The sequence below is a fragment of the Thermoanaerobacter sp. X514 genome (assembly GCF_000019065.1).
In the GTDB taxonomy this organism is placed as follows: domain Bacteria; phylum Bacillota; class Thermoanaerobacteria; order Thermoanaerobacterales; family Thermoanaerobacteraceae; genus Thermoanaerobacter; species Thermoanaerobacter pseudethanolicus.
Genome location: NC_010320.1, coordinates 1,251,401 through 1,264,571, shown reverse-complemented (window position 1 = coordinate 1,264,571; position 13,171 = coordinate 1,251,401). Strand labels below are relative to the sequence as shown.

At 36.0% G+C, this 13,171-nt stretch carries 12 protein-coding genes; 8 read left to right on the top strand and 4 right to left on the bottom strand.

The window, feature by feature from the left end; translation table 11 throughout:
- Window positions 1-3: 3 nt before the first annotated feature.
- From TETH514_RS06180 to TETH514_RS06160, 5 genes are read left to right on the top strand one after another with little or no spacing between them, the layout of a single operon-like run.
- The gene (locus TETH514_RS06180; protein ID WP_009052918.1) at window positions 4-1,395 is read left to right on the top strand and encodes a restriction endonuclease subunit S; all 1,392 of its coding nucleotides are present in this window, start codon (window positions 4-6) and stop codon (window positions 1,393-1,395) included.
- 1 nt (window position 1,396) lies between these two features.
- Window positions 1,397-1,858 carry a TFIIB-type zinc ribbon-containing protein gene (locus tag TETH514_RS06175; RefSeq protein ID WP_009052919.1) on the top strand — a complete coding sequence of 154 codons (462 nt, stop codon included), beginning with the start codon at window positions 1,397-1,399 and terminating at the stop codon, window positions 1,856-1,858.
- Window positions 1,845-2,630 (top strand): hypothetical protein, encoded by a 786-nt coding sequence (locus tag TETH514_RS06170; protein ID WP_012268672.1) that lies wholly within the window; start codon window positions 1,845-1,847, stop codon window positions 2,628-2,630. The genes TETH514_RS06175 and TETH514_RS06170 overlap by 14 nt, the downstream gene beginning before the upstream one ends.
- Window positions 2,631-2,649: 19 nt before the next feature.
- A complete protein-coding gene (locus TETH514_RS06165; protein ID WP_009052921.1) occupies window positions 2,650-5,622 on the top strand; it encodes a type I restriction endonuclease subunit R in 2,973 nt (990 codons plus the stop codon).
- 25 nt (window positions 5,623-5,647) lie between these two features.
- A complete protein-coding gene (locus TETH514_RS06160; protein WP_009052922.1) occupies window positions 5,648-6,547 on the top strand; it encodes a GIY-YIG nuclease family protein in 900 nt (299 codons plus the stop codon).
- Between the two features lie 202 nt (window positions 6,548-6,749).
- Here the strand turns inward: TETH514_RS06160 and rlmD are convergent, their stop codons facing one another.
- Entirely contained in the window at window positions 6,750-8,114 is a 1,365-nt protein-coding gene (rlmD, locus tag TETH514_RS06155) for a 23S rRNA (uracil(1939)-C(5))-methyltransferase RlmD (protein WP_369791823.1), read from the bottom strand.
- 201 nt (window positions 8,115-8,315) lie between these two features.
- Between rlmD and TETH514_RS12305 the strand changes: the two genes are divergently transcribed.
- The 3 genes from TETH514_RS12305 to TETH514_RS06145 are packed head-to-tail and all read left to right on the top strand — an operon-like array spanning window position 8,316 to window position 9,337.
- On the top strand, window positions 8,316-8,489 hold the full coding sequence (locus TETH514_RS12305) for a spore coat associated protein CotJA (protein WP_003868343.1): 174 nt from the start codon (window positions 8,316-8,318) through the stop codon (window positions 8,487-8,489).
- Window positions 8,490-8,493: 4 nt separating this feature from the next.
- Window positions 8,494-8,751, top strand: a complete 258-nt coding sequence (locus tag TETH514_RS06150; protein ID WP_003868342.1) for a spore coat protein CotJB — start codon at window positions 8,494-8,496, stop codon at window positions 8,749-8,751.
- A 13-nt stretch (window positions 8,752-8,764) separates the two neighbouring features.
- Entirely contained in the window at window positions 8,765-9,337 is a 573-nt protein-coding gene (locus TETH514_RS06145) for a manganese catalase family protein (protein ID WP_003868341.1), read from the top strand.
- A gap of 16 nt (window positions 9,338-9,353) precedes the next feature.
- Here the strand turns inward: TETH514_RS06145 and TETH514_RS06140 are convergent, their stop codons facing one another.
- Genes TETH514_RS06140 through TETH514_RS06130 form a run of 3 tightly spaced genes read right to left on the bottom strand, consistent with a single transcriptional unit; the run spans window position 9,354 to window position 13,171 of the window.
- Window positions 9,354-9,854 (bottom strand): YbaK/EbsC family protein, encoded by a 501-nt coding sequence (locus TETH514_RS06140; protein WP_006569951.1) that lies wholly within the window; start codon window positions 9,852-9,854, stop codon window positions 9,354-9,356.
- Window positions 9,823-12,246, bottom strand: a complete 2,424-nt coding sequence (locus TETH514_RS06135) for a homocysteine S-methyltransferase family protein (protein ID WP_009052924.1) — start codon at window positions 12,244-12,246, stop codon at window positions 9,823-9,825. The genes TETH514_RS06140 and TETH514_RS06135 overlap by 32 nt, the downstream gene beginning before the upstream one ends.
- A gap of 13 nt (window positions 12,247-12,259) precedes the next feature.
- A complete protein-coding gene (locus TETH514_RS06130) occupies window positions 12,260-13,171 on the bottom strand; it encodes a methylenetetrahydrofolate reductase (RefSeq protein ID WP_003871154.1) in 912 nt (303 codons plus the stop codon).

Sequence of the window (13,171 nt, the reverse complement as noted above, 5' to 3'; positions counted from 1 at the left end):
AATATGCTGAAGCCCTATCCAAAATATAAAGAAACTCCTGCTCTATGGCTTAATAGTATCCCAAACCATTGGGAATCTCATAAAATACGTGAACTTTTTGTGGAAAGAAGTGAAAAAGTATCAGATAAGGATTATTCACCTCTTTCTGTAAGTAAAGCTGGGGTTGTCCCTCAAATTGCTACTGTTGCAAAAACAAATAATGGTGATAATCGTAAACTTGTTATAAAAGGAGATTTTGTAATAAATAGTCGTTCGGATAGAAGAGGTTCCAGCGGCATATCCAATTATGATGGTTCTGTTTCACTAATTAACATAGTGTTAAAGCCGCGCTCTTTTGTTAATGGTCGATATATGCATTATCTGCTTAAAAGCCATTATTTTATCGAAGAGTTTTACAGAAATGGTCGAGGAATTGTTGCTGACCTGTGGACAACTAGATATACAGAAATGAAATCTATATATCTGCCAGTTCCAAGCATTGAGGAACAAGACCAGATTGTGCGTTTTCTTGACTGGAAGCTTGCTAAAATCAATAAACTTATCCAGGCAAAGAAAAAGCAGATCGCACTGCTGACCGAGTACCGCAAGGCTACCATTGATAACGTAATTATGTATGGAATTAATCCACACGCAAATAGAAAAGAAAGTGGAGTAATCTGGTTAGGTGAAATTCCGTCGCATTGGTCTGTTATGAAGCTTAAGCGTATTTGCCGAATTAATGCATCCATTACATCTCAACTAGAGAAATACTCTTTAGAAGATTATGTAGTCTTTCTACCAATGGAGAATATTTCATCGGATGGAAAAATTGATTGTTGCGAAAAACGCAAACTCAAAGATGTAAGAAATGGTTTTTCATCTTTTGCTAAAAATGACGTTATTGTTGCAAAGATTACCCCATGTTTTGAAAATGGTAAGGGTGCTTGCTTAGATACCCTTGAAACAAATATTGGTTTTGGTACTACAGAATTAATTGTATTAAGAGCAAACGAAAAAGTTCTGCCACGCTATCTATATATGATTACACAATTACAACAATTTCGTATAGAAGGCGCTAATGTAATGACAGGTTCTGCCGGGCAAAAACGGGTTCCCAGCAGCTTCATAAGTAACTTCGAGTTGGGAATTCCTAGTATAGCCGAGCAAAGTGAAATTCTTGAATATCTCGATAATCGTTTAGCTAAGTTCGATAAGTTGTACGAAACATTAAATCGTGAAATAGAACTATTAACAGAATACCGTATCCGCCTTATTTCGGATGTGGTAACAGGGAAAGTCGATGTACGTGATATCGAAATACCTGAATATGAAGGCGACTCTGATGAAACTATCGACGGTGAAATTGATGATAATATCGTCCTTGAGGAAGAAGGCGGAGAAATGGAGGTGGAATAACATGACCGACGATATTCATATGGAAATATCTATACCAGCAGATAACGATGGATATATACTTTTGCAATGCCCCAACTGTGGTACTTTCTTCAAAGCTACTCCTTCTGATATAGAGGACGATGGCGTACTTGAACTTTTTTGTCCAAGTTGTGGCCTTGTAGGAGAAGACTATATTACAGAGGATGTATTAGAGTTGGCTATGGCAATGGCTCATAACAAGGCGATGGACATTATCCACGAAGAATTTAAAAAAATTGAGCGTCAATTTAGGAAAGGACCTGTTACTTTTAAGGCTGGAAAACGTCCCAAGCATGAGCCTGAAAATCCCATTCATTCTGGAATTGAAGCTCTAGAAATCGTATCATTTCCGTGTTGCAAGCGCACTGCCAAAATAAAGCCTATTCTAAGTATGACCGGGTGCTACTGCCCGTTTTGTGGGGTGAAAAATTATGAAGTTGAATAGAGCAGACTTAAGAAAAATCATGTACGATTTTAACAGTATTTCTAATCGTCTTCTACAAGCTGATTTCAACGACTATACAAATGTGCTATCAAAATTTATTGCTTTTATTAAAAATACACCTATTATTATTGATTACATTATAGCTTGTGGAGTTTGTGATCAAGACTTGAAACAAGAGTTTGACGAAGTTAGTCGTTCTTACGGAAGATGCATTTTTTCTCTCGGGGATACAGATGAAGAAGAGATTCGAAATATCTTTGCAATTTTAAACTATATTGCTGAAAATAACATCGAAATACATCTAGGCGTTGCCTTTGGATATTCGTCTTCAAAAAAATATCAAGACAAAATCAAAGGATTCAACGACCGAGTTGTTATGGTATTAATTCACCATATAGAAAGATACTTAACCAAGATAGGAATTGATATGGGAGTTGATGAAAAAATTATTTATTCAATTACAGTACAAAATGGACAAGTCAATATTGCCAACGACAATGCTTCCATTTCAGCAACCAATACAGTGGGCATTGATACTACCCAACTTGAAAAGTTGATACAAGCAGTGAGAAAAACTGCTGATGGTTTATCAAACGAAGATGCTGAAATTTTGAATAGCAATTTAGAAGTTATAGAAGAAGAAATAAAATCTGAAAACCCTAGAAAAGGTTTTATAAAAACTGCAGTTTCCGGATTGAAAATGCTAAAAGGAACCGCTGAGTTTGCTGCGGCAATTACGGCGCTAATTCAATTTATTAATCCATTGTTATAAATAGAACGGAGGTGGAATAATGACTGCTACTAATACACGAGAAAGTGGTCTTGAATCTTTGATTGTAGATTGGCTTGTAAATCAAAATGGTTATGAACAAGGCAGCAATGCTGACTATAACCGTGACTATGCTATTGATGAAACACGCCTATTTCGTTTTCTTTCAGCGACGCAGCCAGATGAAATGGAGAAACTCGGTGTATTTAAAAGCGACTTAAAAAAGGCTCAGTTTCTAAACCGATTGCGTGGTGAAATAGCAAAACGCGGAATTATTGATGTACTTCGTAATGGTATTAAGGTTTATCCTGCTGACCTGGTTATGTTTTATCTAACACCAAGTGAGAGAAACATAAAAGCAAAAGCTCTATTTGAGCAGAATATTTTCAGTGTTACACGACAACTGCAGTATTCAAAAGATGCGACTCGTCTTGCCCTTGATTTGTGCATTTTTATCAATGGCTTGCCAGTTATAACATGCGAGCTTAAGAATCAACTTACAAAGCAAAATGTTGATGATGCTGTTTACCAATATAAAACGGATCGTGATCCGAAGGAACTGCTTTTCCAATTTAAACGCTGTATGGTTCATTTTGCAGTAGATGATGCAAGGGTCAAGTTCAGTACTAAGCTTGATGGTAAAGCTTCCTGGTTCTTGCCATTTGACAAAGGGTACAATGATGGAGCCGGCAACCCTCCAAATTCTTCTGGTATAATGACAGATTATTTATGGAAGGACATCCTTGAAAAGTATATGCTTGCACATATAATCGAAAATTACGCTCAAGTTGTTGAAAAAGTAGACCAGGAAACAAAAAAGAAAACATATACACAAATTTTCCCACGTTACCATCAACTGTCTGCTGTTGAAAGTCTCCTCGCAGATGTACGACATAATGGTGTTGGCCAAAGATACTTAATTCAACATAGTGCTGGTAGTGGAAAATCAAATTCTATTGCATGGCTGGCTCATCAACTCGTAGGACTCGAAAAGAATGGAAAAGCCATCATTGACTCTGTGGTAGTTGTTACAGACCGTGTAATACTTGATAAACAAATTCGAGATACGATAAAACAATTTATGCAGGTTTCTAGCACTGTAGCATGGGCAGAACACTCTGATGATTTAAGGAAAGCAATCAATGGCGGTAAGAAGATTATAATAACTACTGTACATAAGTTCCCTATTATTCTTGATAGTATAGGTTCAGAACACAAAGGGCGTTCTTTTGCCATAATTATTGACGAGGCCCATTCATCACAGAGCGGTAACATGTCGGCTAAGATGAATATTGTATTATCGGGTGAAGTTACTGGAGAAGAGGAAGATTTTGAAGATAAAATCAACCGCCTTATGGAAGGGCGCAAAATGCTGAAGAACGCTAGCTATTTTGCATTTACCGCTACTCCGAAAAACAAAACCCTTGAAATGTTTGGTATCCCATACCAAGACGGAGATGAAATTAAACATCGTCCGTTCCATGTATATACAATGAAGCAAGCAATTCAAGAAGGTTTTATTTTAGATGTACTTAAATACTATACCCCTGTTGACAGTTATTACAGACTTGCTAAAACCATTGAAGATGATCCTTTATTTGACAAGAAAAAAGCACAAAAGAAACTCCGTCAATTTGTAGAAAGCAATAAATTTGCCATATCACAAAAAGCAGAAATCATGGTGAACCACTTTCATGATCAGGTTATTTCAAAAGGAAAAATCGGAGGAAAAGCGCGAGCTATGGTGGTTACGAGTAGTATAGAGCGCTGTATAGAATACTATTACGCAATTAATAAATGCCTTGCTGACAGGCGTAGTCCTTATAAAGCTATTATTGCTTTTTCTGGGGAAAAAGAATATGGTGGTAAAACTTTAACCTCTGCAGCAATTAATGGCTTCCCAGATAATACAATTGAGAAGGTATTCCGTAAGGATCCATATCGATTTCTTATAGTGGCTGATATGTTCCAAACGGGTTATGATGAACCACTACTCCATACAATGTACGTTGACAAAATGCTATCTGATATAAAGGCGGTTCAGACTCTATCTCGACTGAACCGCTCTCATCCACAGAAACATGATACTTTTGTACTTGATTTTGCAAATAAAACAGAGACCATTGAAGCAGCATTCTCAAAATATTATCGGACAACTATTCTGTCTAATGAAACTGATCCGAACAAGCTTTATGATCTCATAGCAATTATGGAATCCCATCAAGTATACGAAAGTGGGCATGTTGATTCGCTTGTTGAACTGTACTTAAATGGTGCAGAACGTGATAGGTTAGATCCTATCCTCGATGCATGTACTGCTATTTACAAAGAGCTTGATGACGAAGGGAAAATTGAATTCAAAAGTGCAGCAAAAGCATTTGTTCGAACATACGGCTTTCTTGGAGCTATTCTTCCTTACGGTAATGCAGAATGGGAAAAGCTATCAATATTTTTAAATTTATTAATACCTAAACTTCCTTCTCCCAAAGAAGATGATTTATCTCAAGGGATACTAGATTCAATTGATTTAGATAGTTACCGAGTGGAAGCTCGTGATTCTATGTCTCTTGTATTAGATGATGCTGACGCTGAGATTGGCCCTGTACCTGCTGGTCGTGTAGGTGGCATAGTGGAGCCAGAAATGGATTTACTTTCTAGCATTCTTTCATCATTTAATGACTTGTTCGGCAATATAGACTGGAACGATGCTGATAATGTTCGCCGCCAAATTCTAGAAATACCAGGAATGGTTACAAAAGACGAGCGCTATATTAACGCAATGAAAAATTCAGACAAGCAAAATGCGCGTATGGAAAGTGAACGTGCCCTTCAGTCGGTTATATTTAGTATAATGGCGGATAATATGGAGTTATTTAAGCAGTTTAATGATAATCCTTCGTTTAAGAAATGGCTGTCGGATCTTGTTTTCAATTTAACGTATAACCCTGAAGGAAAGCCATTTGAAACTCCTTCCAATGATTCAAATAACAAATAAGCTGTTACGAGGGAGGTAAAGGATTATGGCTAAACGAGGAAAAAGTATAAATTTGTTTTTAATGGATGGCACACCAAATGGGAGAATAAAGTGTACTCTTGCTAATTGGACAGGCGTGGCTTACAAAATACCTCGAACAGAACTAGATAAGTGCAAGGGACGCGAAGATTTATCACAGAGCGGTGTTTACTTCTTATTTGGCACTTCCGATCAAACAGACGACAATATGGTTTATATTGGTCAAGCTGGAGTACGAAAAAATGGAGAGGGTCTTCTCTGTCGGTTGATAGAACATAAGCGAAATCCTGATAAAGATTATTGGACAGAGGCTGTTGTATTCACTACGTCCAATAACTCCTTTGGTCCCACAGAGATAAGTTATCTTGAGAACCGCTTTTGTGGACTTGCAGTAGAGGCAAACCGGTATGTGGTTAAGAATGGAAACGACCCTACTCCAGGAAATATAACCGAGGAAAAAGAAAGTGAGCTTGAAGAGTTCATTGATTACGCTAAGATTATAATGGGCGCTCTTGGACACAAATTATTCGAACCACTAACAGATAAACCAAAAGCAGCTATCACAGTAGAATCTCCCGAAGAAGAATTGCTTCTCTTTATGAAGCGAAAAAGTCGTAAGAGTGGACAAGTAATTGAGGCAAGCTGTAAGCAAACAAACGAGGGCTTTGTCGTCTTACAAGGCAGTCGTATAGAAACTATAGATTCTGATAGCATTCCACCTGGAATTAAAGAACGTAGACAAAAAGCCAAAATAGATGAAAATGGAATACTTCAAGAAAACATCTTATTTCGTAGCCCATCATATGCTGCTGCTTTTGTCATTGGCGGGCACGTAAATGGACTGGTAGAATGGAAAACGAAAGACGGGGTATCATTGAAAGAAATAGAAAACAGTGAAGAAAATTAAGCAGAAATTTATATCCATCCTGTCTCCTCAACCCTGTTAAAATATCTAACCTATCAACTCAACCCTATCACTTTCAAGGCAGTTGATATGTTACCGCAAACAATAAAAATAAGGGTTTTCTGACATTATTTCTTCCGGCAAAGTAACCGTGAGAAAAACCTAATGTCTGGAAACCCTTTATTTATCAGTATTTTTAGTAGAGCTACTTCTCAACCCTTGACATCAATACTACGCACTCCACGTGATAGGTATGAGGAAACATGTCTACACATTTTACTTTATCTACTTTATATCCTCCTTCACTAAAAATTTTTAAATCTCTTGCAAGAGATTCAGGATTACAAGAAACATAAACTACTTTTTGAGGGTTGAATTTTATAATATCTTCAAGAGCTTTTGGATTGATTCCAGACCTTGGAGGATCCACAATCACCACATCAGGCATTTCTTTAATTTCTTTGAGTTTCTTTGAGACATCACCGGCAATGAAAGTGCAATTTTTAAGTCCATTGAGTTCTGCGTTTTCCCTCGCCGACATAACTGCTTCTTCCACAAGTTCTATCCCAATCACTTTTTTAGCCATTGGAGCCATAATTATACCTATGGTCCCTGTACCGGAGTACAAATCAAAAACTATTTTGTCAGATACATCTCCTGCAAATTCCCTCACCGTCTCATAAAGTTTTTCTGCCCCGTATGAATTGGTCTGAAAAAAAGAAAATGCACTTATTTTAAATTTTAATCCTAAAAGCTCTTCAATAAGATAATCTTTTCCATATAACACATTTAACTTTTCACATACTACAGCATCTGACCAGGAATCGTTTTGAGTATGTAGTACACCTACAAGCCGACTTTCAAAATCCACATTTTTATATATCTCAATAAGCTCTTTAAAGTCATGTTCCAACTGTGTTGTTGTTACAATATTTAACAAAATTTCCCCTGCTTTTGAAGCTTTCCGAACCACCAAATGTCTCAAAAAACCCTTATGAGTTTTTTTATCATAAAAAGGTAGTCCTTTTTTTATTGCATAATCAAAAGTGAGATTTAAAGCTTTTAGAAAGTCATCATCAACAATATTACACTTATCTGTCATAACCACTTCATAAAATCTACCTTTTCTATGAAGTCCTAACACCTCATTACCTTCTTTATCTTTTCCAAAAGTATATTCCATTTTATTCCTATAACCATGCTCTTTAGGACTTTTCACAATCCTTAAAAATTCATAATCTCTTATTCCCTCTTTTTCAAGAAGCTTCTTTACAATATCTTCTTTTATCTTAAGTTGATCTGAATAATCAACATTTTGATAAATACAACCACCACAATCTCCAAAGTGAGGGCAAAAGCTTTGCTTCTCCAAAGGAGAATTCTCCATTACTTCCACTATTTCGCCTTCTACCATATCCTTTTTTACTTTTTTAACTTTTGCCTTTATTATTTGCCCCAAAAGTGCTCCTTTTATTTTTACTTTTTTCCCCTCAAAATAGCCTATCCCAAATCCACCAAATTCCATGTCTTTTATCTCAACTGTTATAATATCATTTCTTTTCACTCTCATTCCTCCTTCGCTATTTAGATTATACCTCTTTTTTCTCAATAATTCTAATATAATTCACTAAAATGTTTTTATCAAAAAATAAAATAACCTTTACATAATTTTAATAAAGTTGTACACACTTTTGATTGTTTTTTTATTGTATCACAAACATATATACAAGAATATTATATTAGTAAATATACAGATTTGGGAGGTTTAAAAATGTACGACTATAATCCTTATGTGCAGGATTATGCTTTTCCTCCTCTAAAGCTTGCACAGGCTTATGTGCCTTTACAGAAATATGTATCTCTTTATCCTCCGGAAGAAGCCATTAAAAAAGGCACTGTTTTTCCTGAACTTGATATGCCTTATGTAGGCGAAAAAATGAGGTGATAAAATGGATGGCAATCAAATATCTTTGCTTAAGAAAATCATGGAAATAGAGTTTACCTGTATAGATTTGAATCTATATTTAGACACCCATCCCGATGACCAAAAAGCCCTTCAAGACTATAACTATTATTCCAACCAATTGTCTATGTTGAAACAACAATATGAACAATTTTACGGGCCCTTGATGGTTTTTGGTCATTCACAAAGTCAATATCCTTGGAAATGGGTAGATGACCCATGGCCTTGGGAAATAGAATATTGAGGAGGACTTTGCTATGTGGGTTTATGAAAAGAAACTACAATATCCTGCTAAAGTATGCAAACCAGATGTAAAAATGGCAAAATACCTCATCGCCCAATATGGAGGCCCTGATGGAGAATTGGCAGCCGCTTTAAGATATCAAACTCAGCGATTCGTCATGCCTACAGGAAAAGCAAAAGCAGTTTTGACAGACATTGCTACAGAAGAATTAGCACACCTTGAAATAATAGCAACTCTTGTTTTCAAGCTTTTAAAGGGAGTACCAGTAGAAATATTAAAAAGAGAAGGATTAGGGGAATACTATACAGAACATGATAGAGGCCTATTCTATGCAGATACAACAGGAATGTTATGGACCGCCGCCTATATCCAGGCTAAAGGAGATGCAATCGCTGATCTACACGAAGATATGGCAGCCGAAGAAAAAGCAAGAGCAACTTATGAACATTTAATAAATCTCACAGATGACCCTTGTGTAAAAGATACTCTAAGGTTTTTGAGAGAAAGGGAGATTGTACACTTTCAAAGATTTGGAGAAACTTTAGTACAGGTAAGAGAATATATGGAAAGTAAAAAATTCTTTTAAAAAAGTAGATGTATGTCTATTGGCATACATCTACCCATTTTCCTTCTACTATTTTATCAAGGTCTTCGACTTTTATGGTAGCAGCAGCATTTGTATCACCAGCTGCAGGATATACTACCTCATAATTTTTTAAAGACACATCATAATATACTTCAACCGGATTTTTCAGCCCATAAGGACAAACGCCACCAACAGGATGCCCTGTAACTTCTAACACTTCTTCTGGGGATGCCATTTTTGCTTTTGTTTTAAAAGTATCTTTAAATTTTTTATTGTCTATTTTTCTATCCCCTGCTGTTATAATCATAATATATTTATCTTTTAATCTAAAAAGCATAGACTTTGCTATTTCCCCAGGAGTTACCCCTAAAGATTTAGCTGCTTTTTCCACAGTGCTTGTATCTTCAAAAATTTTTATTTTAATATCATATCCTTTCTCTTTAAAAAACTCTTTCACCGCTTCTACTGACACCTCTACACCACCTTTAAATACCACAAGTTTTACATAAAAGAGCATTTTTTAAGAAAAACTTATCAGCAATTTTAACTGCATCTTGAGCCGTTTTTCCGTAATAATCTGCTCCAATCTTATAGGCATATTCCTCAGTCAAAACAGCCCCGCCTACCATTATTTTCACATCAGTATTTGCTTTAAGCAGTTTGATAATTTTCTCCATATTAAACAAAGTTGTCGTCATCAAAGCACTTAGACCTACTAACGGTGCCCCTGTTCGCTTTACTTCCTCTAATATCACTTCTCCTTTGACATCTTTTCCTAAGTCAATTACATCATATCCATAGTTTTCAAGCAAAACTTTTACTATATTTTTTCCTATATCATGTACATCTCCTTCAACTGTAGCAAGTATTATTTTGCCTTTAGATACTGAACCTTTTGGAAGCTTTTCCTTTATTATCCTAAAAGCATTTTGCACCACTTCTGCAGAGCTCAAAAGTTGTGGCAAGAAATATATGCCTTTTTCATATCTATCTCCCACTTCTTTTAAGGCAGGAATTATTATGTTATCAACTATAGAAAGAGGCTGAACTTCCTTCTCTAAAATATTTTTTACTATATCTTCTACTCCTGATTTTTTACCTTCTAAAATTTGGATATAGAACTTTGACTTTAAATCTTCTTCCTGAATTTTTTGCTGTTCTTTTTCTTTACCTTCCTCTTTTTGCCTGTTACCATATATTTTTAGATAATTTACACTGCCTTTATCTTTATTTAGTAAAACCATTGATGCCCTCAAAGTGTCCATCATGGCTTCATCGCAGGGATTTATAATAGCAGTAGTAAGCCCATAAGATGCTGCCATTGCTAAAAAAGTAGAGTTTATCAACCTTCTTTCAGGTAAACCAAAGGAAACATTGCTAAGTCCCACAACAGTATTTGCTCCTAACTCTTCTTTAGCCAATTTTATCGCTTCTAAAGTCTCAATTGCGGCCTCCTGCTCAGAAGAAACCGTCAGCACAATACAATCTATCAATATGTCCTCTTTAGGTATGCCATACTCTTCCGCTTTTTTTATAATTTTTTTCGCATTTTCAATTCTTTCATGCCTATCTTTGGGAAGCCCTTTATCTCCTACAGTAAGTCCTACAACACAAGCTCCGTATTTTTTGACAATAGGAAGCACTTCTTTTAAACTTTCCTCTTTTGCACTTACAGAGTTGATTATGGGTCTACCTCTTAAAATTCTTATAGCTTTTTCTACAGCTTTAATATTAGTGCTATCTATTTGAAGAGGAATGTCTACCACATTTTGTATTTCAGAAACTACTTTAGGAAGTAATTCTTCTTCGTTTACCCCAGGAACTCCCACATTTACATCCAATATTTCCGCTCCGCATTTTTGCTGTTTTATAGCTTCCTCTACTGCTAAACTCACATTTCCCGCCAAAAAAGCCTCACTTAACTTCTTTTTTCCAGTAGGATTTATACGTTCCCCTATAACCCTTAAAGAATAATCGTGGCCTATGAAAACTGTTTTTGTATTGGAAGCTACAGCTGTAAATTTGTTGACTTTGACTTTTGGCTTTAAATCTTTTACAGCTTTTTTAACAAGTTTTATATAGTGAGGAGTAGTACCGCAGCACCCTCCCACTATAGATGCTCCTTTTTCAACAAGAGAAGGAAAGAAACTAGCAAATTCTTCTGGTTTTAAGTCGTAAACTGTTTTGCCGTCGCGAATGACAGGCATACCTGCATTAGGTTGTGCAATAATAGGTATGCGAGAAACTTGAGACATTTTTTCCACTACACTTACCATTTTATCGGGACCTGTCGAGCAGTTAACGCCAATGGCATCTAATCCTAACCCTTGTAAACTAACTACTACAGTTATAGGGTCTGACCCCATGAGAGTCCTTCCATCTTCTTGAAAAGTCATTGTACATATAACTTTCATGTTTGAATTCTCTTTAGCAGCAAGAATGGCAGCTTTTGCCTCCAGCATATCTGACATTGTTTCAATTAAAACAATATCTGCTCCCGCTCTTTCTGCAGCTATAACTACTTCTTTAAAAACATCATAAGCTTCGTCAAAAGTCATGTCTCCATAAGGGGTCAAAAGTTCTCCAATAGGTCCTATAGAAAGTGCCACAGGTTTATCTTTGGAAGCTTCTTTGGCAATTTTGACAGCCTGAGTGACAATATTGAAAACCTCATTTTCCAGTCCATATTTTGCTAATTTTATCCTGTTAGCGCCAAAGGTATTTGTCTCAATCACATCCGCTCCTGCTTCTATATAGGACCTGTGGATATCAAATACTACTTCTGGATGGGTTATATTCATATATTCGGGACACTCTCCAGTTTTTAAACCCCTCTCTTGAAGTTGTGTCCCCATTGCTCCATCAAAAACAATCACTCTATTTGAAAGTTCTTTAAAAATGTCTAACATTTTTAACCTCCATTTAATTCATCTGTACGTTATTTTCTGCAAAATCACAGACTAAATCATCGACTCTTGAAATTATTTCTAACACAACATTTGTACTCCCTAAAGGCATAATGTGAATTCCTGCAACTTCACTGCGTATCCGCTTTATAAACTCTACAGCTATGTTTATTCCCTCTTCTCTTCCTCCATCCTTTAGCCTTTCTAAAACTTTTTCTGGAATATCTATACCTGGCACTTTTTCATTTAAATTGACTGCCATTTTATAGCTTTTAAGAGGTAATATGCCTATCAAAAGTGGTACATTGAAATTTTTAATCTTTTCAATAAACTTAAATAAAATTTCCTCATCATAAACCGGTTGTGTTTGAATAAATTCTGCCCCTGCCTCTATCTTAACTTTAAGCTTCTCTAGTGCTTCATCCCTTAAATCATTTGGATTTGCAGTCGTACCGGCGCAAAATTCTGTTGGGGAATCTAATTTATTTCCATTGTAATCATAACCTCTATTAAAAGCACTGATAATCTTTAAAAGCCCAATAGAATCTACATCATATACCCCTTTAGCCTGAGGAGTATCTCCACGGGAAGGGTCATCTCCTGTCAATGCAAGTATATTTCTCACCCCTAATGCATAAGCTCCTAAAAGCTCTGACTGAAGGCCTATCAGATTTCTGTCTCTACAGGTCAAATGAAAAATAGCTTCAATGTTTAAGTGGTCTTGTAAAAGGTGAGCGACTGCTATAGGACTCATCCGCATATTCGCCATAGGACAGTCCGTTATATTTAAGGCATCTACAATGCCTTTTAATTTTCTCGCTTCTTCAATAGTTTTCGTTATATCTACCCCTTTTGGCGTAGAAATTTCTGCTGTCACAACAAACTTCCTTTTCTTAAGTTTAGTACACAAATTTTCATTTTTCAACAT

Coding starts and splice junctions, on each gene's coding strand:
- TETH514_RS06180 (WP_009052918.1), top strand. CDS start 4: ATGCTGAAGCCCTATCCAAAATATAAAGAAACTCCTGCTCTATGGCTT.
- TETH514_RS06175 (WP_009052919.1), top strand. CDS start 1,397: ATGACCGACGATATTCATATGGAAATATCTATACCAGCAGATAACGAT.
- TETH514_RS06170 (WP_012268672.1), top strand. CDS start 1,845: ATGAAGTTGAATAGAGCAGACTTAAGAAAAATCATGTACGATTTTAAC.
- TETH514_RS06165 (WP_009052921.1), top strand. CDS start 2,650: ATGACTGCTACTAATACACGAGAAAGTGGTCTTGAATCTTTGATTGTA.
- TETH514_RS06160 (WP_009052922.1), top strand. CDS start 5,648: ATGGCTAAACGAGGAAAAAGTATAAATTTGTTTTTAATGGATGGCACA.
- rlmD (WP_369791823.1), bottom strand. CDS start 8,114: ATGAGAGTGAAAAGAAATGATATTATAACAGTTGAGATAAAAGACATG.
- TETH514_RS12305 (WP_003868343.1), top strand. CDS start 8,316: ATGTACGACTATAATCCTTATGTGCAGGATTATGCTTTTCCTCCTCTA.
- TETH514_RS06150 (WP_003868342.1), top strand. CDS start 8,494: ATGGATGGCAATCAAATATCTTTGCTTAAGAAAATCATGGAAATAGAG.
- TETH514_RS06145 (WP_003868341.1), top strand. CDS start 8,765: ATGTGGGTTTATGAAAAGAAACTACAATATCCTGCTAAAGTATGCAAA.
- TETH514_RS06140 (WP_006569951.1), bottom strand. CDS start 9,854: ATGCTCTTTTATGTAAAACTTGTGGTATTTAAAGGTGGTGTAGAGGTG.
- TETH514_RS06135 (WP_009052924.1), bottom strand. CDS start 12,246: ATGTTAGACATTTTTAAAGAACTTTCAAATAGAGTGATTGTTTTTGAT.
- TETH514_RS06130 (WP_003871154.1), bottom strand. CDS start 13,171: ATGTTGAAAAATGAAAATTTGTGTACTAAACTTAAGAAAAGGAAGTTT.